23 protein-coding genes are annotated in these 24,847 nt (G+C 71.2%); 16 read left to right on the top strand and 7 right to left on the bottom strand.

What is annotated here, in order from left to right; all coding sequences use genetic code 11:
- Positions 1-18: 18 nt before the first annotated feature.
- Complete coding sequence (gene glpD / locus NYO99_RS13510; RefSeq protein WP_268167736.1) at positions 19-1,500, top strand: glycerol-3-phosphate dehydrogenase; 1,482 nt, start codon at positions 19-21, stop codon at positions 1,498-1,500.
- A gap of 53 nt (positions 1,501-1,553) precedes the next feature.
- The gene (locus NYO99_RS13505; protein ID WP_268167735.1) at positions 1,554-2,519 is read left to right on the top strand and encodes a DMT family transporter; all 966 of its coding nucleotides are present in this window, start codon (positions 1,554-1,556) and stop codon (positions 2,517-2,519) included.
- Between the two features lie 9 nt (positions 2,520-2,528).
- On the opposite strand, the gene NYO99_RS13500 is transcribed toward NYO99_RS13505, so the two are convergent.
- The 4 genes from NYO99_RS13500 to NYO99_RS13485 all read right to left on the bottom strand — a co-directional run bounded on the left by NYO99_RS13500 (position 2,529) and on the right by NYO99_RS13485 (position 6,141).
- Entirely contained in the window at positions 2,529-3,494 is a 966-nt protein-coding gene (locus tag NYO99_RS13500; RefSeq protein WP_268167734.1) for a formylglycine-generating enzyme family protein, read from the bottom strand.
- A gap of 136 nt (positions 3,495-3,630) precedes the next feature.
- Positions 3,631-4,395: a metallophosphoesterase gene (locus NYO99_RS13495; RefSeq protein WP_268167733.1), complete on the bottom strand. Its 765-nt coding sequence runs from the start codon at positions 4,393-4,395 to the stop codon at positions 3,631-3,633.
- Positions 4,395-5,156: a UPF0149 family protein gene (locus NYO99_RS13490; protein WP_268167732.1), complete on the bottom strand. Its 762-nt coding sequence runs from the start codon at positions 5,154-5,156 to the stop codon at positions 4,395-4,397. Before NYO99_RS13490 ends, NYO99_RS13495 begins: the two co-directional genes overlap by 1 nt.
- A gap of 127 nt (positions 5,157-5,283) precedes the next feature.
- The gene (locus NYO99_RS13485; RefSeq protein ID WP_268167731.1) at positions 5,284-6,141 is read right to left on the bottom strand and encodes a 23S rRNA (adenine(2030)-N(6))-methyltransferase RlmJ; all 858 of its coding nucleotides are present in this window, start codon (positions 6,139-6,141) and stop codon (positions 5,284-5,286) included.
- Positions 6,142-6,245: 104 nt separating this feature from the next.
- Between NYO99_RS13485 and NYO99_RS13480 the strand changes: the two genes are divergently transcribed.
- On the top strand, positions 6,246-7,337 hold the full coding sequence (locus NYO99_RS13480; RefSeq protein WP_268167730.1) for an alkene reductase: 1,092 nt from the start codon (positions 6,246-6,248) through the stop codon (positions 7,335-7,337).
- Between the two features lie 41 nt (positions 7,338-7,378).
- Here NYO99_RS13480 and NYO99_RS13475 read toward each other — a convergent pair whose 3' ends face one another.
- Positions 7,379-8,509 (bottom strand): right-handed parallel beta-helix repeat-containing protein, encoded by a 1,131-nt coding sequence (locus tag NYO99_RS13475; RefSeq protein ID WP_268167729.1) that lies wholly within the window; start codon positions 8,507-8,509, stop codon positions 7,379-7,381.
- Positions 8,509-9,078 (bottom strand): MOSC domain-containing protein, encoded by a 570-nt coding sequence (locus NYO99_RS13470; RefSeq protein ID WP_268167728.1) that lies wholly within the window; start codon positions 9,076-9,078, stop codon positions 8,509-8,511. The genes NYO99_RS13475 and NYO99_RS13470 overlap by 1 nt, the downstream gene beginning before the upstream one ends.
- Positions 9,079-9,196: 118 nt before the next feature.
- On the opposite strand from NYO99_RS13470, the gene NYO99_RS13465 reads away from it, so the two are divergent.
- The 7 genes from NYO99_RS13465 to NYO99_RS13435 all read left to right on the top strand — a co-directional run bounded on the left by NYO99_RS13465 (position 9,197) and on the right by NYO99_RS13435 (position 16,947).
- Positions 9,197-10,438: a cation:proton antiporter gene (locus NYO99_RS13465; protein WP_268167727.1), complete on the top strand. Its 1,242-nt coding sequence runs from the start codon at positions 9,197-9,199 to the stop codon at positions 10,436-10,438.
- A complete protein-coding gene (locus NYO99_RS13460) occupies positions 10,435-11,550 on the top strand; it encodes a YbdK family carboxylate-amine ligase (protein ID WP_268167726.1) in 1,116 nt (371 codons plus the stop codon). The genes NYO99_RS13465 and NYO99_RS13460 overlap by 4 nt, the downstream gene beginning before the upstream one ends.
- Before the next feature lie 46 nt (positions 11,551-11,596).
- Positions 11,597-12,643 carry a tRNA 2-selenouridine(34) synthase MnmH gene (mnmH, locus tag NYO99_RS13455; protein WP_268167725.1) on the top strand — a complete coding sequence of 349 codons (1,047 nt, stop codon included), beginning with the start codon at positions 11,597-11,599 and terminating at the stop codon, positions 12,641-12,643.
- Positions 12,640-13,698, top strand: coding sequence for a selenide, water dikinase SelD (selD, locus tag NYO99_RS13450; protein WP_268167724.1), 1,059 nt, complete (start codon positions 12,640-12,642; stop codon positions 13,696-13,698). The genes mnmH and selD overlap by 4 nt, the downstream gene beginning before the upstream one ends.
- A gap of 12 nt (positions 13,699-13,710) precedes the next feature.
- Complete coding sequence (locus tag NYO99_RS13445; RefSeq protein ID WP_268167723.1) at positions 13,711-14,034, top strand: hypothetical protein; 324 nt, start codon at positions 13,711-13,713, stop codon at positions 14,032-14,034.
- Between the two features lie 270 nt (positions 14,035-14,304).
- Positions 14,305-16,176: a phosphoenolpyruvate carboxykinase (GTP) gene (locus tag NYO99_RS13440; protein ID WP_268167722.1), complete on the top strand. Its 1,872-nt coding sequence runs from the start codon at positions 14,305-14,307 to the stop codon at positions 16,174-16,176.
- 87 nt (positions 16,177-16,263) lie between these two features.
- Entirely contained in the window at positions 16,264-16,947 is a 684-nt protein-coding gene (locus NYO99_RS13435) for a CAAX prenyl protease-related protein (protein ID WP_268167721.1), read from the top strand.
- On the opposite strand, the gene NYO99_RS13430 is transcribed toward NYO99_RS13435, so the two are convergent.
- Positions 16,916-17,719 (bottom strand): helix-turn-helix domain-containing protein, encoded by an 804-nt coding sequence (locus tag NYO99_RS13430; protein WP_268167720.1) that lies wholly within the window; start codon positions 17,717-17,719, stop codon positions 16,916-16,918. The two genes, NYO99_RS13435 and NYO99_RS13430, sit on opposite strands and share 32 nt — an antisense overlap.
- Before the next feature lie 192 nt (positions 17,720-17,911).
- On the opposite strand from NYO99_RS13430, the gene NYO99_RS13425 reads away from it, so the two are divergent.
- The 6 genes from NYO99_RS13425 (at position 17,912) to NYO99_RS13400 (ending at position 24,844) form a co-directional block, all read left to right on the top strand.
- On the top strand, positions 17,912-18,388 hold the full coding sequence (locus NYO99_RS13425) for a YiaA/YiaB family inner membrane protein (RefSeq protein ID WP_268167719.1): 477 nt from the start codon (positions 17,912-17,914) through the stop codon (positions 18,386-18,388).
- Between the two features lie 17 nt (positions 18,389-18,405).
- Positions 18,406-18,846, top strand: coding sequence for a hypothetical protein (locus tag NYO99_RS13420; RefSeq protein WP_268167718.1), 441 nt, complete (start codon positions 18,406-18,408; stop codon positions 18,844-18,846).
- Positions 18,843-19,637, top strand: coding sequence for a DUF2145 domain-containing protein (locus NYO99_RS13415; protein ID WP_268167717.1), 795 nt, complete (start codon positions 18,843-18,845; stop codon positions 19,635-19,637). Before NYO99_RS13420 ends, NYO99_RS13415 begins: the two co-directional genes overlap by 4 nt.
- On the top strand, positions 19,634-21,532 hold the full coding sequence (locus NYO99_RS13410) for an MFS transporter (RefSeq protein WP_268167716.1): 1,899 nt from the start codon (positions 19,634-19,636) through the stop codon (positions 21,530-21,532). The genes NYO99_RS13415 and NYO99_RS13410 overlap by 4 nt, the downstream gene beginning before the upstream one ends.
- A 235-nt stretch (positions 21,533-21,767) precedes the next feature.
- On the top strand, positions 21,768-22,598 hold the full coding sequence (locus tag NYO99_RS13405; RefSeq protein WP_268167715.1) for a phosphate/phosphite/phosphonate ABC transporter substrate-binding protein: 831 nt from the start codon (positions 21,768-21,770) through the stop codon (positions 22,596-22,598).
- 23 nt (positions 22,599-22,621) lie between these two features.
- Positions 22,622-24,844 carry an ATP-binding protein gene (locus tag NYO99_RS13400; RefSeq protein WP_268167714.1) on the top strand — a complete coding sequence of 741 codons (2,223 nt, stop codon included), beginning with the start codon at positions 22,622-22,624 and terminating at the stop codon, positions 24,842-24,844.
- The last annotated feature ends 3 nt before the right edge of the window (positions 24,845-24,847 follow it).

Raw genomic sequence — 24,847 nt, 5'->3', positions numbered from 1 at the left:
TTCACTTAGAGTCGTCGGATGGACGATTTTGACGTCGTGGTGGTGGGAGGCGGCATCAACGGCGCGGGCCTGGCGCGCGACCTGGCCGGCCGGGGCTGGCGCGTGCTGCTGGCCGAGGCGCAAGACCTGGCCCAGCACACCTCGTCGGCATCCACCAAGCTCATCCACGGCGGGCTGCGCTACCTGGAGACCTACGAGTTCTCGCTGGTGCGCAAGGCGCTGCAGGAGCGCGAGTTGCTGCTGCGCAGCGCGCCGCACCTGATCCAGCCGCTGCGCTTCGTGCTGCCGCATGCGCCGCACCTGCGGCCGGCCTGGATGATCCGCGCCGGGCTGTTCCTGTACGACCACCTCGCCCGCCGCGAGCTGCTGCCGGGCTCGGCCCCGCTGCGCCTGAGCGGCAGCGTGTACGGCGCGCCGCTGCGGCCCGAGTTCACGCGTGGCTTTGTCTACTCCGACGGCTGGGTGGACGACGCGCGGCTGGTGGTGGCCAACGCGCAGGACGCCCGCGCGCGCGGCGCCGAGGTGCTGACGCGCTGCGCCGTCACGCAGGCCACGCGCACGGCCGCCGGCTGGGCGGTGGCGCTGGCCACGGGCCGGCAGGTGCGCGCCCGCGCACTGGTGAACGCCGCCGGCCCGTGGGCCGAGCGCTTCCTGCGCGACCACACGCAAGGCGCCGATGGCCGCCCGCTGCCCGCACGCGGCCTGCGGCTGGTGAAGGGCAGCCACATCGTCGTGGCGCAGCGCTTCACGCATGACCACGCCTACATCTTCCAGAACCCCGACGGCCGCATCCTGTTCGCCATCCCCTACCAGGGCCGCTTCACGCTGATCGGCACAACGGACGTGGAGCTGCCGCACGACGCGCCGCCGCCCGACCACGCGGCCATCAGCGCCGCCGAGACCGACTACCTGTGCGAGCAGGCCAGCCGCTACCTCGCCCGGCCCGTCACGCCGGCCGATGTGCTGTGGAGTTATGCCGGTGTGCGCCCGCTGCTGGACGAGGGCGGCTCGGCCTCCAGCGTCACGCGCGACTACCTGCTGGAGGCCGACGCCGAGGGTGGCGCGCCGCTGCTGAACGTGTGGGGCGGCAAGCTCACCACCTACCGCAAGCTGGCCGAGGACGGCGCCACGCAGCTGGGCCGGCTGCTGGGCGACGCCCGCCGCCCCTGGACGGCCACGGCCCGCCTGCCCGGTGGCGACCTGGGGCCGCATGGCGTGGACATCACCGCCTTCACCGCCGCGCTGCAGGCCCGCCACCCCGAGCGCCCGGCGGCGCTGGTGGCGCGCCTGGCGCTGGCCTATGGCGACCGGGCCGCCCCGCTGCTGGCCGAGCCGGCTGGCGCCGAGATCGCACCGGGCCTGTTCGAGCGCGAACTGCGCCATCTGGTGGACGAGGAATGGGCGTGCAGCGCCGACGACGTGCTGTGGCGGCGCAGCAAGCTTGGCCTGCACTGCACCGCGGAGCAACGCGCGGCGGTGGCCGCCTGGTTCGGCAACTGAGGCACGCCAGCCGAGAAGCCTCGGCCCACAGGGCTGGGCGAAGATGCCGCCCCATGTTCGCTGGTGTGCTGTTCGCCCTCGGGGCCGGGTTGATGTGGGGGCTGGTGTTCGTTGCGCCGGTGATGTTGCCGGGGTGCCCGCCGGCACTGCTGACGGTGGGGCGCTACCTGGCCTTCGGGCTGATCGCGCTGCCGCTGGCGCTGATGGACCGCCGCGCGCTGCGCGAGCTGCAGCCCGCCGACTGGTGGGAGGCCGTCAAGCTCAGCGCCATCGGCAACTTTCTGTACTACCTGACGCTGTCGGCCGCCATCCAGCGCGCCGGGGCGCCGCTGCCCACCATGATCATCGGCACGCTGCCGGTGGTGATCGCCGTGTGCGCCAACCACCGCAACCGCGTGCGCGACGGCCAGCTGCCGTGGCTGAAGCTGCTGCCCTCGCTGGCGCTGATCGGCACCGGGCTGGCGCTGGTCAACCGCGACGAGCTGGCCCACCTGCAGGCGGGCGCCGGTGACCTGCGCCGTTATGCCGAGGGCGCGCTGCTGGCCGTGGCCGCGCTGGCCTGCTGGACCTGGTACCCCATCCGCAATGCCGACTGGCTGCGTGCGCACAGCGATCGCTCGCCGCGCGCCTGGGCCACGGCGCAGGGCCTGGTGACGGGGCCCATGGCCCTGGCGGGCCTGCTGGCCGTGGGCGCCGTGCAGCTGGCCGCGCCCGGCACGCTGATGCCGGCGGGCTACGACTTCCCGCTGGGCGAGCGGCCGCTGGCCTTCATCGGCCTGATGCTGGCCATCGGCCTGTGCTCGTCGTGGCTGGGCACGCTGTGCTGGAACGAGGCCAGCCAGCGCCTGCCGACCTCGCTGTCGGGCCAGCTCATCGTGTTTGAGACGCTGGCCGCGCTGGCCTACGCCTTCGCATGGAACCAACGCATGCCGCCACCGGCCACGCTGGCGGGCATTGCGCTGCTGATGGCGGGCGTGGTGTGGGCGCTGCGCATCAAGCCGGTGAAGCACGCCGGCTGAACGCCGCCGCTACAGCGGCCGGGCGATGCGAAAGCCCACGCCGCCGCCGCGGAAGTCGGGCTCGCTCTTGCTGCGGTACGCAGAGCGCAGGCCGGCGGGGTAGCTGAACCAGGCGCCGCCGCGGGTCACGCGGAAGGCCGGGTCGCCGCCCACCGTCCAGGCCGAGCCATCGGTGGGCGCGTCGGTGTAGTCGGCGTGATCGACGTCCTGCACCCACTCCCACACATTGCCCGCCATGTTGTACAGGCCAAACGCATTGGGCCGGTACACCGGGCCGGCCACCGGAAAGGCCGCGCCGTCGCTGCAGGCGTTGGCCGCCCAGGTGACGCCGCTGATCTGCGCCTTGCCGGTGATGTCCATGCCATTGGCATGCGCGCAGGCTTCGGTGAGCCCCTCGTCGTCGCCCCAGGCGTAGCGGCCGCCGTGCCCGGCGCGCGCGGCGTACTCCCATTCGGCCTCGCTCAACAGGCGGTAGCCCTTGCCCGGCACCAGCCGGTTCAGCCAGGCCAGGTAGGCCTGCGCGTCGTGCCAGCTGACGCAGCTGACCGGATGCGCATCGGTGGTGGCGTAGCCGGGGTTGCGCCAGCCATGCTGCCGGCTGGTGCCCCAGGTCTTGCCATCAAGCACGTGGCAGCCCTCGCCCGGCTGCTGCTCGGGCTGGTAGCCGCTGGCGCTCACGAAGCGTGCAAACTCGGCTTTCGTCACCTCGTACTGCCCCACGGCCAGGCGATACGCGATGCTGACGCGCCGCTGCGGCCCCTCGTTGCGGCGGCGGCCCTGCTCACCGGCGGGCGAACCCATGACGAAGCTGCCGCTGGGCAGCGCCACCAAGGTCGGGCAGTCCTCGCAGTCCTTCAGCGTCTGGCCCGGCGCCGGTGACGCATCGGCGGCCTGGGCAGGCGGGGTGGCCGTCAGGCCGAGGCAGAACACGGTGCCGGCCAGGCCGCACCAAAAGGTCGAAGCAACAGGGCGCATGGGCAGTGATCGAGTGGCAACGGCCGGCATGCTAGGAAGGCCGGCCATGCCGCTCCAGCCGCACGCGACGAAGTCGGGCAGCAGGCGCCCGAGTTCGCCACACAGCGCTGCGAACTCAGCCCGCGCCCGCCACCCGTCAGCCGGCAAACACCTCGATGACGCGCTGGCCGTCGAAGCCATCGGCCTCGCCGCGCTTGCTGTGGCCGCGCGCGTTGCTGACGATGCGGGTGTCGCCCACGCGGTAGTCGTGCCGGCAGTGCAGGTGGCCGTGCAGCCACAGCTGCGCGAAGGGCAGCAGGTCTTCGTCGTTGTTGCAGAAGCTGGCCGTGCCGGGCTGGCGGCCGTAGCGCGGGTCGGCGCTCTTGAGGCTGGGCGCGAAGTGCGTGATGGCCACCGTCGCGCCCCAGTCGCCCGGGCGCGCCAGCTCCTCGGCCAGCCAGGCGCGCTGCTCCAGGCCCAGGCGGCGCACGGCGTCCACGCCGAAGGGCTCGCCGAAGCGCGTGGACTGCATGACGTTCTGGAAGTAGCCGCCGGCCCGCATGGCGCGCTCGCGGCCAGCGGCGCCGAAGGCATTGAAGTCGCACCAGCGCGTGCAGCCGACGAAGCGCACGCGCCGGCCCTGCGCGTCGCTGAGCACGGCGGACTCGTCGTCCAGCAGGCGCAGGCCCACGGCGTGGACATGGGCCCGCAGCGCCTCGCGCGCGTCGTCCACGTCGCGGCGGTCGAACTCGTGGTTGCCGGGCACGACCAGCACCGGCACCGGCCAGCCGCGGAACAGCTCGAAGCTGCGCCAGGTGGTGTCGATATCGCCGGCCAGGATCAGCACGTCAGCGCCCGCGGCGGGCACCGGCTCGTAGCTCTCGGTCTCCAGGTGGAGATCAGAGAGCAGCTGAACGCGCATCAGTTGGCGCCGTGGCAGGTCTTGTACTTGCGCCCCGAACCGCAGGGGCAGGGGTCGTTGCGGCCGACCTTGGGCGTGTCGCGCCGGATGGTCTCGACGCGGTAGCGCTCGGCCTGCGTCAGGTCGGCCAGGTCGGCCACCGTGACGACCAGCTCCTCGATGGCGTCGTCCAGGTCCTTCAGCGGGTGCTCGCGGTTCAGCGTGGCGACGACTTCCTTCTCCTCGGCCGTCTCGGCCGGCAGGTGGCGGTACAGGCGCGCCATGGCGGCGGCGACGTCGTCGTTGGGCATGTCGGCCAGCTCGGGGAAGCACAGCGCCGCATGCTGGAAGCCGGCCACCCAGGGCATCAGCGCCCGCGAGATGGGGCCCAGCGCGTCGTAGCTGGCGCGGGCGGCCTTCTCGTCGTCGGTGGCGTCTTCCGGCAGAGGCTCGGGCGCTTGGTCCTCGTCGACCTCCAGGATGACGGGGTCGACCCAGCCGTCCTCGGCCAGCCCGCGCGTCAGTGCCGCGTGGCGGCGCTCCACCAGCTGGGTCAGGCGGTCCAGCCAGGTGGCGTCCACGCTCTCGGGCAGCAGGCCGCCGTCGTAGTCGAAGATGTTGGGCAGCCACTCATCGGTCTCGATGAGGCGGGGCTGCACGATGACACCGCACAGATAGCCGTCCAGCATGGAGGCGTCCAGCGGCTGCAGCGGCTCGGGCGTGGCGGCGAGGAGTTCGTCGAGTTCGGCGAACTCGGCGTCGGTCAGGTCTTGGGTGCTCATGGCGGCGATTGTCGGCTCACATCAAGATGTCGTGCATTCCCAAGCAGCCGCCGCGGAACCGGCTTGGCCGGGCCGCTGGCGGCGCCCCCTTGAGGGGGCCGGCGAAGCCGGTAGGGGGGTGGGCTCGTCAAGCGGCCTTTTGCTCAAGCACGAAGTTCGCGCCGTCGTACTGGCCCAGCCGCTCCACCAGCAGCGGCAGGCACTCGGCCAGTTCGTCGTGCAGCGTGAACGGCGGATTGGCGATGAACATGCCGCTGCCCATCATGCCGAAGCCCTTGGCATCGGCCTGCGTGACGGTCAGCCGCACATGCAGCCAGCCCTTCTTGGCGGCGGCGTCAGCGCTGGCCTTCAGGCGCTGCACGAGCTGGGTGGACTCCAGCAGCTGCAGCTGCGGGTACCAGATCATGGTCACCGTGTCGGCCGCGCGCTCCAGCGCCTCGCGCAGCGCGGCCAGCACCTTGGCGTAGTCGGTCTTGATCTCGTAGGGCGGGTCCATCAGCAGCGCGGCGCGGCGCGTGGGCGACGGCAGCTCGGCCTTGATGGCGCCGAAGCCGTCGCGGTCGCTGACCTGCGTGTTGGGCCGCGCCTCCAGGTAGCTGGCGAGGATGCGGTGGTCGGTAGGGTGCAGCTCGTACGCGCGCAGCCGGTCGGTGTCGCGCAGCACGAAGTTGGCGATGGCCGGCGAGCCGGGGTACTGGCGCAGCTGGCCGTCGGGGTTGAAGTCGCGCACCAGCTGCACGTAGTCGGCCAGCGGCGCGGGCAGGGTGTCCACGTCGTCGTAGAGCTTGGCAATGCCGGTGGCGTACTCGGCGTTCTTCTGCGCGTAGCGGCCCTCCACCGAGTAGCCGCCGGCGCCGGCATGCGTGTCGATGAGGGTGTAGGGCTTGTCCTTTTCGCCCATGTAGCGCAGCACGCGGGTCAGCACCAGGTGCTTGAGGACGTCGGCATGGTTGCCGGCATGAAAGGCGTGGCGGTAGGCGAGCATGGGGGCGATTGTCGCTAACACACCCGGGATCGCCCCCGGACGTCCGGGGAAAGCGTTGCCGCCGCTAGGCTTGAAACCGTTTTACTGCTCCCCATCTGCTCCCGATGCCTACGCTTTTCGACCCCCTCCAACTGGGCGACATCACGCTCGCCAACCGCCTCGTCATGGCACCGCTGACGCGCAACCGCGCGCCCGGCCAGACGCCCACGGCCCTGACCGCCGAGTACTACCGCCAGCGCGCCAGCGCCGGCCTGCTGATCACCGAGGCCGCGCAGATCCGCCCCGACGGCCAGGGTTACTTCGACACCCCCGGCATCCACTCGCCCGAGCAGATCGCCGCCTGGAAGCAGGTGACCGACGCGGTGCACGCCGAGGGCGGCAAGATCGTCATGCAGCTGTGGCATGTGGGCCGCATCTCCGTGAACCGGCTGCAGCCGGGCGGCCAGGCGCCGGTGTCGTCCACCGCCCGCGCTGCCAAGACGCGCACCTACGCCGCCCACGGCGAGCTGGTGCCGACCGACACGCCGCGCGCGCTGCGCGCCGATGAGATCCCGCAGCTGGTGGCCGACTACGCCCAGGCCGCGCGGAATGCCATCGCCGCCGGCTTCGACGGCGTGGAGGTGCATGCCGCCAACGGCTACCTGCTGGAGCAGTTCCTGCGCGACAGCGCCAACGACCGCACCGATGACTACGGCGGCGCCATCGAGAACCGCGCCCGCCTGCTGATCGAGGTGATGACGGCGGTGGCCGAGGCCATCGGCCCGGGCCGCACCGGCCTGCGCCTGAGCCCGGTGACGCCGGCCAACGACATCGGCCAGGACAGCAACCCGCAGGCGCTGTTCAACCACGTGGCTGACCGCCTCAGCGCCCTGAAGCTGGCCTTCCTGGAGGTGGTAGAAGGCGCCACCGGCGGCCCGCGCGACCACGCGCCCTTCGACTACGCCGAGCTGCGCCGCCGCTTCGGCGGGCCGTTCATCGTCAACAACGGCTACGACCGCGCCATGGCGCTGCAGGCCGTGGCCAGCGGCCATGCGGACGCGGTGGCCATCGGCCGGCCCTTCATCAGCAACCCGGACCTGATCGAGCGCATCCGCGACGACCTGCCCTGGGCCGCGCCGCAGAAGGAGACCTTCTACGGCGGCGGCGCCGAGGGCTACACGGACTACCCCACCGTCGCGGCACAGCCGTCTGCCTGAACGGGCGGGCAGCGCCCAGCCGCACGGCTGGGCGAGGGGCCTCACCCTTGGAATGCCCCCGGGTGACGCGCCGGGCCGCTGAGCGCCACGGTGCCGCGCGGGTGCCGGTACTCGCGCGTGGGGCTGAGGCGCAGGCCGTCGGCCTCGCCCACGTCCTGCGCCTTGCCGCGCAGCGCCGACCCCGGCCGCAGCCGGAAGTCCTCGCGCACCGCGAGCACGAACTCGTCCCAGTCAGCCGCGAAGTTGGCCCGGCGCGTCCAGTGGCCGTCGGCGGCCAGCTTGGGTGCGCCCACCAGCAGGTTGTTGGCCAGCGTGACATCCGCCTGGCGCGGCGACACGCGCAGCCAGATGCCGCCGCTGCGCATCTGGTCCACCAGCGTGTTGTTCACCAGATGCAGCGCCTGGCGCCCCCTCCGGGCCCCCTCCGCGCCGAACGAGATGAGGTGCGGGTTCTCGGTGCTCGCGCTCTGCATGATGAGGTTGCCCATCACGACGGCCACGCCGCCGTTGGGGAACTCCAGCTCGTAGCTCGCGCGGCCGCCGGCCTCGTCGGTGAGGCGGTTGTAGAGGATGTGGTTGACGGCTGCGCGGCTCTTCAGCAGGTGGCCCAGCAGGCCGCCGTGGAAGTAGCTGCCGGTGACCGACAGCCGCGCGATCGCGCCCACATAGAGGTTGTGCGTCAGCCCGCTGCGCAGCGGGATGGGGCCGAAGTCGCAGTCCACGATGTCCAGCGTGATGACCTCGTGGTTGGCCGACAGCAGGCCGTTCTCGTTGTCGCGGAACACGCAGTTCACCAGCGTCAGCGAGCCGGCCTCCAGCCGGACGCCGGCGCCGTTGCGGTCGGGCACGCTGCAACCGATGAAGTCGAAACCCTCGATGCGCTGGCGCTGGCCGGTCGTGACGAACAGCGCCTTGCCCTGCACATGGGCGCCGGCCGCGATGACGCGCACGCGGCCGCCCACGGCGCGCAGGGTCAGGTCGTGCTGGGGCCAGATGGCCACGTCGGCGATGTAGTCGCCCGCGTCCACCTCGATGAGGGTGCCGTCCTTCGCCTGCCGCGCCGCGGCCGCCAGCGACCTGACGGCCTGCCGTGGACCGACCTTCAGCGTCGGGCCGGCATGCGCGGCCAGCGGCAGCAGGCTGGCGCCGGCCAGCAGTTCACGCCGGCGCATCACGAGGCCTGCTTGCGCATCTTGGCGCGGAACAGCTCCGCAATGCCCACCTCGCGCGGCCCCGGCAGCAGCTCGAAGGCCTCGCCAGCCGCGAGGCTGCCCTCTCGCTTCACAGCCAGGTAGAAGCCGCAGTAGCCGCTCTGCGCCATCAGCTTGGCGGCCTGGTTGAAGCCCATGTGGGCGTTGAACTTGAAGCAGGGCTGGCGCGGCTCGGAGACGACCAGCTCGCAGTCCGGGAAGCGCAGCACGTCGCCGATCCAGGCCTTGTTCTCCAGCAGGCCCTGCAGCGTCAGGTTCTCGCCCATGTCGCCCGGCTGCAGCTCGCCGGCCACGCGGGCCTGGCCGCGCACCGTGGCCCAGAAGGCCAGGTGCTCCTGCGGGTAGGCATAGACGGCCTTGGCCAGGCCGCCGTGGACGCTGGGGTCGGCCTGTTCGTCGCCCTCCAGGCCCAGCGGGCCGACGGCCACGCGGCCGCTGCGGACGCGCTTGCGGATGGCGGAGGTGAGGGACTCGCCGGTGGTGGCGGTGAAGGATTCGACGCGGGCGGTGTTGACGCTGATCAGCTGCATGGCGCCATTGTCCCGAAGCCGCGGCGCGGCCGGCGCGCCGGGGCATGTCGGCATGTTGGCCTACACGGGATGTCACCCCCGGCAACTAGGCTGCGGGCCTTGTTGCAAAGGGGAACGCATGAGCGCACTCGACAGCGGCGCCCGCGTCTGGGCCGGGCTGGCCGTCACGCCGTCCAGCGAGCTGATGTTCATCGTCGGCGTGCTGCTGGCCGGGGCGCTGGCGGGCGAGTTCATCGCCGCCACGACGCGGCTGCCGCGCGTGGTGGGCTACACGCTGGCCGGCTTCCTGGCGGCCGCCTTCGGCCATGGCGTGACGCTGCCTTTGAGCGGCGCTGCGCAGACCGTCACCGACCTGGCGCTGGGCCTGCTGCTGTTCGAGATCGGCAGCCGCGTGAACCTGCGCTGGCTGCGCCGCAACCCCGGCCTGCTGGCCACCAGCCTGGCCGAGGCACTGCTGAGCGCGGCCGCCGTGGCGCTGGTGCTGCGGGCGTTTGACGTGGGCTGGCCCACGGCCCTGGCCTGCGCGCTGCTGGCCATGCCGGCGCCGGCGGCCATGTCGGGCCGCGTGGCGCTGGAGATGGGCGCCGAGGGCCAGGTGACGCAACGAGCGCAGCTGCTGACGGCGCTGAACACGGGCTACGCCATCGTCGCGCTGACGCTGATGCGCACCTGGTGGGCGGCCGACGACGGCGGCAGCCTGCCGCAGGCGCTGGGCGGGCTGGCCATCTCGCTGCTGACGACGCTGGGCGTGGCCGCGCTGCTGGCCGGCGCCGTCTACCTGGCCGCGCGCCGGCTGGACTTGCGCAACGAGAGCGCGGCGCTGCTGCTCTTCGGGCTGGTCGCGTTCGCCATCGTGGCGGCGCGGTCCATCGGCGTGTCCACGCTGCTGATGCCGCTGCTGGCGGGACTGCTGCTGCGCAACACCTGTGCGCGGCCCTGGGTATGGCCGCGCCACTTCGGCACCTCGGGCGGCGCGCTGGTGCTGATGCTGTTCGTCATCGTGGGGTCGGCGTGGTCGCCGTCGCTGCTGGTGGCCGGCGGCTTCGCGGCGCTGGCGCTACTCGCTGCGCGCTGGCTGGGCAAGGCCGTGGCCATCGTCGCGCTGGCCCCCTGGGCCGGCGCGAGCTGGCGCCAGGGGCTGGCGCTGTCGGTCACGATGATGCCGCTGTCGGGCACGGCGCTGGTCATGCTCAGCGAGCTGATGCGCGCCGAGGCCCAGCTGGCCGCGGGCGCCGTGCCCATCATCCTGGCCGGCATCGCGGTGCTGGAGCTGGCCGGGCCGGTGGCCGTGCAGCTGGCACTGCGCCTGGCCGGCGAACTGCCGCCGGCCCCCACCCCACGCAAGGAGCCGCAGCCATGAGCCTGGGTGTGTTCTCGACATCGCAGCCGCTCACGCTGGGCGTGGAGCTGGAGCTGCAGATCGTCAACAACGACGACTACGACCTCGCGCCGGTCTCGGGAGACCTGCTGCGGCTGATGGCCAAGCATCGCATCCCCGGCGACGTGAAGCCGGAGATCACCAGCAGCATGATCGAGCTGTCCACCGGCGTGTGCGCGGGCCATGGCCAGGCACTGGCGGAGCTGGGCGAGATCCGCGACGCGCTGGTGCACTGCGCCGAGCGGCTGGACGTGAGCCTGTGCGGCGGCGGTACCCACCCCTTCCAGCACTGGACGCGGCGGCGCATCTTCGAGACGCCGCGCTTTCACGAGCTGAGCGCGCTGTACGGCTATCTGTCCAAGCAGTTCACCGTGTTCGGCCAGCATGTGCACGTGGGCTGCCCGAGCGCCGACGAGGCGCTGGCGCTGCTGCACGGCATGAGCCGCTTCATCCCGCACCTGATCGCGCTGGCCGCGTCGTCGCCCTTCGTGCAGGGCGAGGACACGGGCTTCGACTCGGCACGGCTGAACTCGGTGTTCGCCTTCCCGCTCTCCGGCCGCGCGCCCTTCGTGCAGACCTGGGCCGACTTCGAGACCTTCTTCGGCAAGATGACGCGCACCGGCGTCGTCACCGGCATGAAGGACTTCTACTGGGACATCCGCCCCAAGCCCGAGTTCGGCACCATCGAGGTCCGCGTGCTGGACACGCCACTCACCATCGAGAAGGCCGCCGCGCTGGCCGGCTTCATCCAGTGCCTGGCGCGCTGGTTGACGCTGGAGAAGCCGTTCACGCTCAGCGAGGACGACTACCTGCCCTACACCTTCAACCGCTTCCAGGCCTGCCGCTTCGGGCTGGACGGCACCTTCGTCGACCCCGAGACCGGCGAGCACCGCGTGCTGCGCGACGACCTCGCCACCGTGCTGGGCCGGCTGGACAGCCACGCCGCCGACCTGGGCGCAGAGCCGGCGCTGCAGCTGCTGCGGCAAGAGATCGCCGGCACCGGCAACGATGCCGCCTGGCTGCGCCGGCTGGAGCAGGAGCACCACCTGCTGCCCGAGGTGGTGCGCCGCGCCACGCAGCGCTGGCACGGCTGAGCCGCACCCCGGCGACGCGAGCAGGCGGTGTAACCTCCCGCCTCCCATGAGTCACAAGCCCACCACCGTGGCCGAGCTGGGCGAGTTCACGGTCCTCATCGACGCGCGCTCGCCGGCCGAGTACGCCCTCGACCACATTCCCGGCGCCATCAACTGCCCCGTGCTGGACGACGAGGAGCGCCGCATCGTCGGCACCACCTACGTCCAGGTTTCCGCCTTCGAGGCCCGCAAGATCGGCGGCGCCATGGTGGCGCGCAACATCGCCCGCCACCTGGACGAGCTGTTCCGCGACAAGCCGCGTGACTGGCGCCCGCTCGTCTATTGCTGGCGCGGCGGCCTGCGCAGCGGCAGCTTCGTCAACTGGCTGCGCCTGGTGGGCTGGGACGCCCAACAGCTCAAGGGCGGCTACAAGGCCTGGCGCGCCCACGTCATCGAGCAGATCGCGCAGCGCGCCCCGGCGCTGGAGCTGCGCGTGCTGTGCGGCCCCACCGGCAGCGCCAAGACCCGCGTGCTGCAGGCGCTGGCCGCGCGTGGCGAGCAGGTGCTGGACCTGGAAGACCTGGCCGCCCACCGCGGCTCGGTGCTGGGCGCCGTGCCCGGGCGGCCGCAGCCGTCGCAAAAGGCCTTCGAGACCCAGCTGCTCGATCGGCTCACGCGGTTCGACCCGGCACGCCGCATCTGGGTAGAGGCCGAAAGCCGGCGCATCGGCCGCATCACCGTGCCCGAGCCGCTGCTGCTGCGCCTGCGCGCCAGCCCGGTGGTGGAGATTGCTGCCACGCCCGCGGCGCGCCTGGCCTACCTGCTGCGCGACTACGCCTGGCTGGGCGACGACGGCGCCGCGCTGGCCAGCAAGCTGGGCGGCCTGCGCGAGGTGCTGCCGCGCGAGCTGCTGGCCCAGTGGCAGGCCTGGGCGCTGGCGGGCGAGCTGCCGCCGCTGTTCGAGGCACTGATGTCCCGCCACTACGACCCGCTCTACGCCCGCTCCCAAGGCCGCCACCTGGCCGGCCTGCCCAACGCCCGCCGCGTCGAGAGCGACGACCTCTCCGACGACGGCATCCAGGCCCTGGCCCAACGCATCGCCGACACCCCATGACCGCCTCCCCCACTCCCCGCCTCACCTCGCTCTCCCACGGCGGCGGCTGCGGCTGCAAGATCGCGCCCGGCGTGCTCAGCGAGATCCTCAAGAGCACCCGTGGCCTGCCGGTGCCCCCGCAGCTGCTGGTGGGCATCGAGACCTCGGACGATGCCGCCGTCTACCAGCTCAGCGATGACATCGCGCTGATCGCGACGACGGACTTCTTCATGCCCATCGTCGACGACCCCTTCGACTTCGGCCGCATCGCCGCCACCAACGCGATCAGCGATGTCTACGCCATGGGCGGCAAGCCCATCATGGCGCTGGCGCTGGTGGGCATGCCCATCAATGTGCTGCCGCTGGACGTCATCGGCCGCATCCTGGCCGGCGGGGAGTCGGTCTGCGCGGCGGCGGGCATCCCGATCGCGGGCGGCCACACCATCGATTCCGTCGAGCCCATCTACGGCCTGGTGGCGCTGGGCGTGGTGCACCCCCAGCGCGTCAAGCGCAACGCCGACGCCCGCGTGGGCGACCGCCTGGTGCTGGGCAAGCCGCTCGGCGTGGGTGTGATGTCGGCCGCGCTGAAGAAGGAGGCGCTGGGCGCCGACGGCTATGCGCGCATGGTGGCCACCACCACCCAGCTCAACACCCCCGGCCCCGAGCTGGCGGCGCTGGACGGCGTGCATGCGATGACCGACGTGACCGGCTTCGGCCTCGCCGGCCACGCGCTGGAGCTGGCGCGCGGTGCCGGCGTGCAGGTGGCGCTGGACTGGGCGCGCGTGCCGCTGCTGCCGCAGGTGCGCGAGCTGGCCCAGGCCGGCTTCATCACCGGCGCCTCGGGCCGCAACTGGGCCGGCTACGGCGCCGAAGTGGCGCTGCCCGACGGCTTCAACGTCACCGACCGCGCGCTGCTGACCGACCCACAGACCAGCGGCGGCCTGCTGGTGTCCTGCGACGCGGGTGCGGTGGACGAGGTGCTGGCCGTGTTCCACCGCCACGGCTTCGCCGCAGCCGCCGAGATCGGCCACGTGGCAGCCCGCGAGGCGGGCGGGGCGGCGCTGCGGGTGGCTTGACGCCAGCACGCAGTGAACGCCCGCCACACCCACGCGCTCATCCGGGCCCGCTTTCCGGTGTTCGTCGCGAGCGCACATGCGTGGGAGCTGCTGGCCCATGGCGACAGCAACGACACCGCGCGCGTTCATGCGTTCCTGCACGCGCACTTCACTCACGACACCCTCGTGGTTCACGTGTCGCGCAAGCTGGGCGGGCTCATGACGATTGACACGGCCACCAAACTCATCACGTCAGTCATCGGGCAAGCCGAGATTCGCCTTGCCAGCCCTGACTTCACCGAGTTGGCCGTCATCGGCCACCCTGGGGTCGCCACGGCTTGGCGACAGGCCGTTTAGCCCGCCGCGCGGTGAAGCCTCGCCGGCGCGGCGGCCTTGTCGAAATTTCTGACGGTTACATACCACCTGAACGATTTCGACCACTTCATCGCTCGGGATAGCGCCACCAGCATTCGGTCTGCATGGCGTTATTCCGGTTTTGCATGGGAACACCCATCTCGGCGGTTACGGGACGATTACACCGAGTTCGACAATGGCAGGCCCAGGCCGGTGTGCTTGGGCCAGCGCCGACGGCTGGCCCAAACACATCCACCCGATCGGAGCTTTCCCATGAACCAACCCGTGATGCAGGGCCTGCGCCTGAACCTGCCTGCCTACGTCAAGAACGCCCGGCTGATCGCCTGGGTCGCCGAGATCGCGGCGCTGACCGAGGCGGCCGACGTCTATTGGTGCGACGGCAGCACCGACGAGTACCAGCGCCTGTGCGAGCAGCTCGTCGCCGCCGGCACGTTCAAGAAGCTCAACCCGGCGCTGCGCCCCGGCAGCTACCTGGCCAACTCCGACCCCAGCGACGTCGCCCGCGTCGAGGACCGCACCTTCATCTGCTCCGAACGGCAGGAAGACGCCGGCGCCACCAACAACTGGATGGCCCCGGCCGAGATGCGCGCGCTGCTGCAGACCGGTGAGACCGCCCTGTTCAAGGGCTGCATGAAGGGCCGCACGATGTACGTCGTGCCCTTCAGCATGGGCCCGCTGGGCAGCCCCATCGCCCACATCGGCGTGGAGCTGAGCGACAGCCCCTATGTGGCCGTCAACATGCGCACGATGACCCGCATGGGCCGCGCCGTCGTCGAACTGCTGGGCAGCGATGGCGAGTTCGTGCCCTGCGTGCACACCGTGGGCGCGCCGCTGCAGCCCGGGCAGGCTGACGTGTCCTGGCCCTGCAACACCACCAAGTACATCGTCCACTACCCCGAGACGCGCGAGATCTGGAGCTACGGCTCGGGCTATGGCGGCAACGCGCTGCTGGGCAAGAAGTGCTTTGCGCTGCGCATCGCGTCCACCATGGGCCGTGACCAGGGCTGGCTGGCCGAGCACATGCTGGTGCTGGGCGTGGAGAGCCCGTCGGGCAAGAAGGCCCATGTGGCTGCTGCCTTCCCCAGCGCCTGCGGCAAGACCAACTTCGCGATGCTGATCCCGCCGGCCGCCTTCGACGGCTGGAAGATCACCACCATCGGTGACGACATCGCCTGGATCAAGCCGGGCGCCGACGGCCGCCTGTACGCGATCAACCCCGAGGCCGGCTACTTCGGCGTCGCCCCGGGCACCAACTCGCACACCAACCCCAACTGCATGGCCAGCCTGCAGCGCGACGTGATCTTCACGAACGTGGCGCTGACCGATGACGGCGACGTGTGGTGGGAGGGCATGACCGACACGCCGCCGGCCCATTGCATCGACTGGCAGGGCAAGGACTGGACGCCCGAGATCGCCAAGGCGACCGGCGCCAAGGCCGCGCACCCCAACGCCCGCTTCACGGTGGCCGCCACCAACAATCCGGCGCTCGACGCCAACTGGGACAACCCGGCCGGCGTGGCCATCGATGCCTTCATCTTCGGCGGCCGCCGCTCCACCACGGTGCCGCTGGTGAGCGAAGCGCGCAACTGGGTGGAAGGCGTCTACATGGCCGCCACCATGGGCAGCGAGACCACCGCCGCCGCCGCCGGCCAGCAGGGCGTGGTGCGCCGCGACCCGTTCGCGATGCTGCCCTTCATGGGCTACAACATGGCGGACTACTTCCAGCACTGGCTGGATCTGGGCGCCAAGCTGAAGGCCTCGGGCGCCAAGCTGCCCGCCATCTACTGCGTCAACTGGTTCCGCAAGGGCGCCGACGGCAAGTTCGTCTGGCCCGGCTACGGCGAGAACATGCGCGTGCTGAAGTGGATGCTGGACCGCATCGACGGCAACGGCGGCGGCACGGAACACGTGTTCGGCGTGACGCCCGACCTCGACGACCTGAACTGGCAGGGGCTGGACTTCGGCGCCGACAAGTTCGAGGCCGTCACGCGCATCGACGCCGCCGAATGGCGCGCCGAGATGGCGCTGCACGACGAGCTGTTCCGCCAGCTCGGCGCCAAGGTGCCGGCCGAGCTGCTGCAGGCCAAGGCCGCCATCGAGGCCCGCCTGGCCACGCTGGGCTGAGTGGAGCCGCAGCGGCCGGTGCCCCCTGAGCTTCGGGGGCGGCCGGCGCGAGCGACTGTCACCGGCGCCGGCTAAGCTGGCGTCGCCATGTCTGCCCATCCCGCCTCCCTCAGCCCGGCCGCGCTGGCGCGCTGCATTCCGTTCGCCGTCTTCATGGCGCTGCTCGCGCTGCGCGGCTACCTGCCCGACAGCCTGGGCTGGGACGCGCGCTGGGTCTACGGCGCCCAGGCCCTCATCGTGGCGGGGCTGCTGGCCGGCTACTGGCGCCGCTACGGCGAGCTGGCCCGACAGAACCTGCCCGACGCGCGCGAGACCGGCTGGGCCGTCGCAGTGGGCGTGGCGGTGTTCGCGATCTGGGTGCAGCTGGATGCCCCGTGGATGCAGCTGGGTGAGGCCACCGCCAGCTTCGTGCCGCTGGACGGCGAGGGCCGGCTGATCTGGCCGCTGGTGGTGCTGCGCCTGATCGGCGCGGCGCTCGTCGTGCCGGTGATGGAGGAGCTGTTCTGGCGCAGCTTCCTGATGCGCTGGGTGCAGCACCCGGGCTTCGAGCGGGTGGACCCGCAGACCGTGGGCCTGAAGGCCATCGTGCTGTCCACCTTCGTCTTCATGCTGGCGCACACGCTGTGGCTGGCGGCCATCGTCGCGGGCCTGGCCTACGCGCTGCTCTACCGCCGCACCGGCAAGCTGTGGACGGCCGTCATCGCGCACGCGGTGACCAACGGCATGCTGGGTGTCTACGTCATCGCGACCGGGCGCTGGGAGTTCTGGTGACACGCTCCGTGGCCACGCCCTTGCGCTGGCCCAGCCCGGGCCGCTCCAGGTCGCGGAAGGCCTCGAACACCCAGGACCGCAGGCCGATGACCACGCTGTAGGGCCGCTTGTCGGCCTGCGGCAGCTTCTGGTCCAGCAGGTGCTGACGGGCGAAGTCATCGGCGGCGCGCTGCAGCCGCTCGGCCAGCTCTCGCGCATGGCCGGCGCCGAACTCGCCGTGCACCAGCGTCAGCAGCTCACCCTCGCCGTCGAAGCCGCCGGCAAAGAAGTCCGCCATCACGCGCTCGCGGAAAAACTGCATCACCGGCCCCTGCGGCCGCCAGCGCAGCGTCTTGGCCACCTTGAGCTTGTAGCGGTTGCCCGGCCGCAGCTCGATAACGCCCAGCCGGTCCAACTTGACGAGCGCGGCCACCGCGTCCGCCTCGTTGAGCCGGTAGCGGGCCAGCACGTCCTCCAGCGTCCACAGGCTCAGGCAGCAGATGGCCACCAGCAGCAGCGTGGGTGAGGCGACGACGGCCTTCTCCTGCTCCAGGCTCAGCACGCGCTGCGTGGGCGCTTGCGCCGCCATGCGCCCGGCCAGCTCGGCGAACTCCAGCTTCAGCACGCGGCAGATCTCGTCCACGCGCGACAGCGGCATCTCGCCGCCCGGCGCCAGCATGCGCTTGACGCTGGACTCCGACAGCCCCAGCTCACCGGCCAGCGCCGCGTAGCTCAGGCCCTGGCTCTTCAGCTCGGCCTTGATCAGGGCCACGAGGGATTGGGTGCTCGACATGGGGGCGAACGGTAGCGCACCGGCACGCCGCTCAGCAGCAGATCACGCCCCTAGAACGCCGAAGAACCGTCACCCAGGCGCGTTAAACGCTACCAGCCGTCGCTTGCCGCGCGCCTCGGCAGGATTCCCCGTCGTGAACCCGCGGGCTTCACGCAACATCGCGCCCATTCCGAAACCACCCAGGGACGACACATGAACAGCCTCTCCTCCGACATCCGCCGCGATACTCCCGCCTGGCGCCTGCAGGTCTGGGCCTCGTTCGGCATCAGCGTCACGCTGTGCGCCTCGGGCCTGGCTTGGCTGCCGGGGCAAGACCTGGACCGCGCCTTCATGGTGATGGGCTATGTGTTCTGCCTGTCCACCGCCTTCGCGCTGGCCAAGTTCATCCGCGACAACCAGGCCCAGGCCGTGGACACGCCGATGTGGCGCGTCGTCGTGTGGGCCGGCTTCGCACTGGCCATGGGCCTGACGGGCTGGGGCCTCTGGCGCATGGAGATCCAGCCGGTCTGGAAGGCCTACCTCGGCGTGTGCTGGCTCTACCTGATCTCCAACGTGTTCACGCTGGCCAAGATGCTGCGCGACGCGCACGAGGCCGACCTGCTGGAAGCCCGCCTGCAAGGCCGCCGCGAGGCCCAGGCCCTGCCGGCCGACCTGACCCCCACCGCCTGACCCCCAAGGAGTTGACGATGAAAACCCTGTTCGCCACCACCGCCCTGGCCCTGGCGCTGTGCCAGCCGGCACACGCCCACGTCACGCCGTCTGAGGCCAGCGCCACGCTGTCGGTCGCGCCCATCGCGCTTTCGGTCGGCGCGGTCAGCGTCACCGGCGCCGCGCTGGTTGCCGTGCCAGCCGGGCTGCTGTCGGCCGGCGTCACGCTGACGGTCGTCAGCGTCGAGGTCGTCGGCACGGCCACGGTGTGGGTGCTGGAGCGCGCCTCCGACGGCGCCCGCCTCAGCATCAAGGCCTCGGGCAAGCTCGCCGAGGGCGTGGCCGTGTCCACCGGCGCGGCGGTCACGGTGTCGGTCATCGGCGCCGGCACGGTGCTGTCGGCGGCGGGGCAGGTGATCTGCTTCATCCCCAACGAGATCGGCAAGGCGCTCCTGCACAACGAGCGGGTGACGCGATGAAACGCACCGCCGCCGCGCTGTGCCTGCTGACCGGCCTGGCCCTCGCCCCGGCCGCCCTCGCCGGCCGGCCCTGCGAGGACAGGCCGCAGACCACCCGCCAGCTGGAGCAAGGCCTGGCCCTCGCCCAGGCCACGGCGCGCCGGCTGGACGACAGCGGCGCGCAGGTGCTGATCCTGGCGCGCGCCGGGCAGGACCTGTCCGAGTACCAGCTGCGCTGGTCGCACGTGGGCTTCGCCTACAAGGACAGCACGCAACAGCCGGCGGTCTGGCGCGTCATGCACAAGCTCAACCACTGCGGCACCGACGAGGCCGCGCTGTTCCGCCAGGGCCTGGGTGAGTTCTTCCTCGACAGCCCGCACCGCTACGAGGCGGCCTTCGTCGCGCTCAAGCCCGAGCTGCAACAGGCGCTGCTTCCGATGCTGACCGACAACGCCCGCGTCGCTCGTTTCCACGAGCGGCGCTACAGCATGGTGGCCTACGCCTTCGGCACGACCTACCAGCAGAGCAACCAGTGGGCCCTGGAGACGCTGGCCGGCGCGGCTGCGCCGGGCGTGGTCAGCCGGCGCGCGGCGCAGGACTGGCTCAAGCACCAGGGCTACCAGCCCACCGACCTGCGGCTGTCGGCGCTGACGCGGCTGGGTGGCCGGCTCACGCGGGCCAACATCGCTTTCGACGATCATCCGACCGCGCGCCGGATGACCCGGCACATCGACACGGTGACCGCCGACTCGATGTTCGACTGGCTGATGCGCAGCGGCCTCTCGGAACCCCTGCAGCTGGTCACACCATGAGCCACGAGCATCCCAATCAGTTCGCCCTGCTGAAGCAACGCCGCTTTGCGCCCTTCTTCTGGACGCAGTTCCTCGGCGCCGCCAACGACAACGTCTTCAAGTTCGCGTTCACACTGATGGTGACCTACCAGCTGCAGCTCAGCTGGCTGCCGCCGCAGATGGCCGGCCTGGTGATCGGCGCGCTGTTCATCCTGCCCTTCGTGCTGTTCTCGGCCACCAGCGGCCAGCTCGCCGACAAGCATGACAAGGCGCGCCTGATGCAGCTCGTCAAGAGCCTGGAGATCGCCATCATGGCGCTGGCGGCCTGGGGCTTCTACGCCGCACATGTGCCCACGCTGCTGGCATGCGTGTTCCTGATGGGGCTGCATTCCACGCTGTTCGGCCCGGTCAAGTACGCCTACCTGCCGCAGCAACTCAACGAGCGCGAGCTGACCGGCGGCAACGGCATGGTGGAGATGGGCACCTTTGTCGCCATCCTGCTGGGCCAACTGGCCGGCGGCGTGCTGGTGGACACGCCGGTCGTCGGCCCGCAGCACGTGGCCTGGGCCTGCCTCGCCTTGGCCGTGCTGGGCCGGCTGACGGCGCAGGGCATTCCCGCCAGCCCGTCCACTGACCCCGGCCTCAAGATCAACTGGAACCCCGTCACCGAGACCTGGCGCAACCTGCGGCTCGCGCATGAGCAGCTCGCGGTGTTCCGCTCGCTGCTGGGCATCTCGTGGATGTGGTTCTTCGGCGCCGTGTTCCTGGCCAACTTCCCGGCCTTCGCGAAGGAGGTGCTGCACGGCGGTCCGCAGGTGGCCTCGCTGCTGCTGGCGGTGTTCTCCATCGGCATTGGCATCGGCTCGCTGCTGTGCGAGCTGCTGAGCAAGCGCCATGTGGAGATCGGCCTGGTGCCGCTGGGCGCCATCGGCATGAGCGTGTTCGCCATCGACCTGTACTTCGCCTCCACCGGCCTGCCACCGGCCGCCGAGCTCAGCGTCGCCGCCTTTCTGGCGCAGCCGGCCCACTGGCGCGTGCTGGCCGACCTGACGCTGCTGGCGCTGTTCGCCGGCCTGTACAGCGTGCCCATGTATGCGCTGATCCAGCTGCGCGCGCAGCCCACACACCGCGCCCGCATCATCGCGGCCAACAACATCCTGAACGCGCTGTTCATGATTGCCAGCTCGCTGATCGCCGGCGCCCTGCTCGGCGCCGGCCTGAGCATCCCCGAGGTCTTCCTGGCCGTGGGCATCGCCAACGCCATCGTCGGCATCTACATCTTCCTCATCGTGCCGGAGTACCTGCTGCGCTTCGCGGCCTTCGTGCTCACACGGCTGATCTATCGCTTTCGCATCGTCCACGACGAGCGCATCCCGACCAGCGGCCCGGCCGTGCTGGTGTGCAACCACGTCAGCTTCGTCGACGCCGTGCTGCTGATGGCCGCCAGCCCCCGGCCCATCCGCTTCCTGATGGACCACCAGATCTTCAAGATCCCCGTGCTGGGATGGATGTTCAAGCTCGCCAAGGCCATCCCCATCGCGCCGCAGAAGGCCGACCCCGCCACGTATGAAGCCGCCTTCACCGCCGCCCGCGCCGTGCTGGCCGACGGCGAGATGGTCTGCATCTTCCCCGAGGGCGGCATCACCCGCGATGGCACGCTGCAGCCCTTCAAGGGCGGCGTCATGAAGCTGGTCGACGGCCTGCCCGACGTGCCGGTCATCCCGATGGCGCTGGGCAATCTGTGGGGCAGCTTCTTCTCGCGCGTGGAGGGCGGCCACGCGATGGTCAAGCCGATGCGGCGCGGCCTGTGGAGCCGGGTGAGCCTGACGGTGGATGAGCCGCTGCCGGCTGCGGCGGCGACGCCGCAGGGGCTGCAAGCGCGCGTGCAAGCCTTGCTCGGCACGGTTGGGCCCTGAAACAGCGGGCGCCTAGAGCGCGGGGACGCCGACGTCGCGCAACAGGCGGGCGATCAGGGCATTGCGCACCGCCTCGCCAGCGCTGCTGACAGCCCCAGCAAGCCAAATACTTCACGCTCGGCTGCCCACCGGGCGGGCGATGCCGCAGGCCATCACCAGCGCCGCGCGGGGACACTTGGCGGGCTGCGCCGGCACGGCCTGCGCCGCGCCTTGTGACGCCACCGCCGGAGGTCCGATGAAAGCCCTCGCCCTGTTGCTGGCCGCTGCCAGCCTCGCCCTGCCGCTGCGCGCGCAGACGGAGTACCGCTTCTCGCCGGTCAACCAGGCCAACATCACGACAGCGGCGTCGTACTGGAATCCCATCGTGGCCTATGTGTCAGAGAAGAGCGGCGTGAAGCTGACGCTCAAGCTGGGCCGCACCTCGGCCGACACCACGGCCTATGTGCTGGCACAGGAGGTGGAGTTCGCCTTCACCAACCACCTGTTCAGCCCCGAGCGCGAGCAGATGGGCTGGAAGGTGTTCGGCCGCCGCAACACGCCGGCCCTGCATGGCCAGATCGTCGTGCCGGCCGACTCGCCCATCACCGACCTGGCGCAGCTCGACGGCAAGGAAGTCGGCTTCCCCGGGCCCGAGGCCTTCCTGGCCTACAAGACCACCTACGCCCAGCTGCTGAGCCGCAAGCTCAATGTGCGCACGGTGTTCGGCGGCAACATGGACGGCGCCTTCGCGCAGCTGTTCAGCGGCAAGGTGGCGGCGGTCGGCGCCAACTCGCAGCTGGTGGAGGGCTATGCCAAGCGCGAGGGCAAGCAGTTCCGCGTGCTGTGGAGCTCAGAGCCGTATCACGACCTGGCACTGATGGCCTCGCCCAAGGTGCCCGCCGCGCACGTGCAGGCCGTGGCCAAGGCCTTCGCGGGCATGGCCAGCGACCCGCAAGGCCGCGACATCCTGGCGGCCGGCGGCAAGCTGATCGGGCTGCCGGCTGACGCGCATTTCATCGCGTCGGATGGTCACGAGTACGCCGCCTACCGGCGCTTCTACCAGTCCGCACCGGCCGCGCTGCGCTAACCAGCCGCACCGGGGCTGCCGCCATGTCCCGCCTTGACGCCCTGCTGCCGCGCTCGCTGCTCAGCCGCGTCATGCTGCTGTACAGCACGGTGCTGGTGCTGCTGGTCACCGCTGGCGTGGGCGTGTTCCTGACCCACGCCACACGCGCCATGCTGGAGGACGCCGAGGCGGGCGCACAGGCGATGTCCGCGCTGCTGACCCCGGCGGTGGCGGACTCGGCCGTCATCGGCGACTACGACACCATCAAGCGCACGCTGGACCGCGCCATCGATCACCCGCTGTTCGAGCGCTCGGCCTTCATCGATCTCAAGGGCGGCCGCATCGAGGTGGTGCGGCAGGACCACCCCTCGACTCGCCCGCCGGAGTGGCTGGTGCGCCAGGTGGCCGCACAGCAGGAACCCATCAACACACCGATCACGGTGGGCGGCCGCGACTACGGCATCACACGGCTGACGATCTGGAGCGAGCGCGTGGCTGCCGACATCTGGCAGGTCATGCGACTGGGCCTGCTGCTGGCCACGACCGGCATCCTGGCCGGCATCGGCTTCGTCTGGTGGCCGCTGCGGCGTTGGCTGGGCCAGCTGGACCGCGTCAGCGACCTGGGCACGCGGCTGCAGCAAGGCGGCCAGGCCGTGCTGCCCATGCCGACGGACAAGGCCCCCACCGAGTTCCAGCGCACCTTCGAGGTCATCAACCAGGTGGCGGCCTCGCTGCAGGCCGAGCGTGCGCAGGCCGGCGTCACGCTGGCCAGCATCGCCGAGGGCGTGGCCACCATCAACCGGGCCGGCGTGGTGGTGCTGGCCAACCCGGTGCTGGGCCGGCTGCTGGGCAGCGACAGCGCCGCGCTGCTGGGTCAGCCGGTGTCGGCCCTGCTGCCCGAGCTGCAACTGCCTGCCGTCGATGACGACGGCGGCTGGCGCGGCCGACGCTTTGAGCGCGGGCAGCAGGTGCTGGAGGCCAGCCTGGCGCCGGTGCGCTCCGACCAGGGCGAGGCGGCCGGCGCCGTCATCGTGCTGCGCGACGTGACCGAGCAGCACCTGCTGGAGGTGCAGCTGCGCGAGGAGCTCGACGCGCGCGCCCACGCGATGGAGGCCATGAGCCAGATGCTGGGCGCGGCCAGCCCGGCGCCCGGCGGCTTGCAGCGCAGTGTCGACATCGAACAGCTGTCCGGCCAAGTGGGCGACCTGGTGTCGCAGCTGCGCCGCCAAACCAGCCAGCTGCAGGCCATCTTCAGCCTCAGCCCGGACGGATTCATCGCCTTCAACGCCGAGCGGCGCGTGCAGTTCGTCAGCCCGACCTGCGTGTTCCTGACCCTGCTGTCGGACCGCGACCTGCTGGGGCAGGACGAGACCGGCCTGGAGGCGCTGCTGCAGGGCCGGCTGGGACAGCAGGATGCGCTGCGCCCGCTGCGGCTGCAGGAGCTGCGCGAGGGGCCGCGCGTGGTGCAGATGGCGCGGCCCATGCAGCGCATCCTGTCGCTGGCGCTGCACGACGGCGGCGCCGCCGAGATGCCGCAGCTGCTGCACATCCGCGACGTGACGCAGCAGTTCGAGCTGGACCGCATGAAGAGCGAATTCCTGACCACCGCCGCGCACGAGCTGCGCACGCCCATGACCAGCATCTACGGCTTCGTCGAGCTAATGATGCATCGCGAGCTGTCACCCGAGCGGCGCGGCGAGGTGCTGCAGCGCGTGCACCGCCAGAGCCGCGCCATGATGGACATCCTCGACGAACTGCTGGACCTCTCCCGCATCGAGGCCCGCCGCGGGCTGGACTTCCAGTTCCAGGCGGTGTGCCTGAACGACCTGCTGCGCCAGACGCTGGGAGACTTCGGCGTGCCGCCCGAGCGCCAGCCACCGCAGCTGACGCTGACCACCGAGCCGTACTGGGTGCACGTGGACGCGAGCAAGCTCGGCCAGGCGCTGCGTAACCTGCTGTCCAACGCCTACAAGTACTCGCCCGACGGTGGCCCGGTGGCGATGCGCCTGCTACCGGTCGACGACCTGCATGTCGACGTCGAGGTGGAGGACCACGGCATCGGCATGAGCGCCGAGGAGCTGGCACGCGTGACCGAGCGCTTCTACCGAGCCGACCGCTCCGGCACCATCCCAGGCACCGGCCTGGGCATGGCCATCGTCAAGGAAATCGTCGAGCTGATGAACGGCAGCGTGCAACTGCGCAGCACGCCCGGCGCCGGCACGACGGTGACGCTGCGGCTGCGCCGCATTGCGCCGCCTGCCGCCTGAGCC

This window comes from Roseateles hydrophilus, assembly GCF_026712245.1.
In the GTDB taxonomy this organism is placed as follows: domain Bacteria; phylum Pseudomonadota; class Gammaproteobacteria; order Burkholderiales; family Burkholderiaceae_C; genus Pelomonas; species Pelomonas hydrophilus.
The sequence above is the reverse complement of the archived record's forward strand: the minus strand, read 5'-3'. Positions and strand labels throughout refer to the sequence as shown.

Bases quoted from the DNA above. Each gene is read 5' to 3' on its own strand.
- glpD (WP_268167736.1), top strand. From the start codon at position 19: ATGGACGATTTTGACGTCGTGGTGGTGGGAGGCGGCATCAACGGCGCG.
- NYO99_RS13505 (WP_268167735.1), top strand. From the start codon at position 1,554: ATGTTCGCTGGTGTGCTGTTCGCCCTCGGGGCCGGGTTGATGTGGGGG.
- NYO99_RS13500 (WP_268167734.1), bottom strand. From the start codon at position 3,494: ATGCGCCCTGTTGCTTCGACCTTTTGGTGCGGCCTGGCCGGCACCGTG.
- NYO99_RS13495 (WP_268167733.1), bottom strand. From the start codon at position 4,395: ATGCGCGTTCAGCTGCTCTCTGATCTCCACCTGGAGACCGAGAGCTAC.
- NYO99_RS13490 (WP_268167732.1), bottom strand. From the start codon at position 5,156: ATGAGCACCCAAGACCTGACCGACGCCGAGTTCGCCGAACTCGACGAA.
- NYO99_RS13485 (WP_268167731.1), bottom strand. From the start codon at position 6,141: ATGCTCGCCTACCGCCACGCCTTTCATGCCGGCAACCATGCCGACGTC.
- NYO99_RS13480 (WP_268167730.1), top strand. From the start codon at position 6,246: ATGCCTACGCTTTTCGACCCCCTCCAACTGGGCGACATCACGCTCGCC.
- NYO99_RS13475 (WP_268167729.1), bottom strand. From the start codon at position 8,509: ATGCGCCGGCGTGAACTGCTGGCCGGCGCCAGCCTGCTGCCGCTGGCC.
- NYO99_RS13470 (WP_268167728.1), bottom strand. From the start codon at position 9,078: ATGCAGCTGATCAGCGTCAACACCGCCCGCGTCGAATCCTTCACCGCC.
- NYO99_RS13465 (WP_268167727.1), top strand. From the start codon at position 9,197: ATGAGCGCACTCGACAGCGGCGCCCGCGTCTGGGCCGGGCTGGCCGTC.
- NYO99_RS13460 (WP_268167726.1), top strand. From the start codon at position 10,435: ATGAGCCTGGGTGTGTTCTCGACATCGCAGCCGCTCACGCTGGGCGTG.
- mnmH (WP_268167725.1), top strand. From the start codon at position 11,597: ATGAGTCACAAGCCCACCACCGTGGCCGAGCTGGGCGAGTTCACGGTC.
- selD (WP_268167724.1), top strand. From the start codon at position 12,640: ATGACCGCCTCCCCCACTCCCCGCCTCACCTCGCTCTCCCACGGCGGC.
- NYO99_RS13440 (WP_268167722.1), top strand. From the start codon at position 14,305: ATGAACCAACCCGTGATGCAGGGCCTGCGCCTGAACCTGCCTGCCTAC.
- NYO99_RS13435 (WP_268167721.1), top strand. From the start codon at position 16,264: ATGTCTGCCCATCCCGCCTCCCTCAGCCCGGCCGCGCTGGCGCGCTGC.
- NYO99_RS13430 (WP_268167720.1), bottom strand. From the start codon at position 17,719: ATGTCGAGCACCCAATCCCTCGTGGCCCTGATCAAGGCCGAGCTGAAG.
- NYO99_RS13425 (WP_268167719.1), top strand. From the start codon at position 17,912: ATGAACAGCCTCTCCTCCGACATCCGCCGCGATACTCCCGCCTGGCGC.
- NYO99_RS13420 (WP_268167718.1), top strand. From the start codon at position 18,406: ATGAAAACCCTGTTCGCCACCACCGCCCTGGCCCTGGCGCTGTGCCAG.
- NYO99_RS13415 (WP_268167717.1), top strand. From the start codon at position 18,843: ATGAAACGCACCGCCGCCGCGCTGTGCCTGCTGACCGGCCTGGCCCTC.
- NYO99_RS13410 (WP_268167716.1), top strand. From the start codon at position 19,634: ATGAGCCACGAGCATCCCAATCAGTTCGCCCTGCTGAAGCAACGCCGC.
- NYO99_RS13405 (WP_268167715.1), top strand. From the start codon at position 21,768: ATGAAAGCCCTCGCCCTGTTGCTGGCCGCTGCCAGCCTCGCCCTGCCG.
- NYO99_RS13400 (WP_268167714.1), top strand. From the start codon at position 22,622: ATGTCCCGCCTTGACGCCCTGCTGCCGCGCTCGCTGCTCAGCCGCGTC.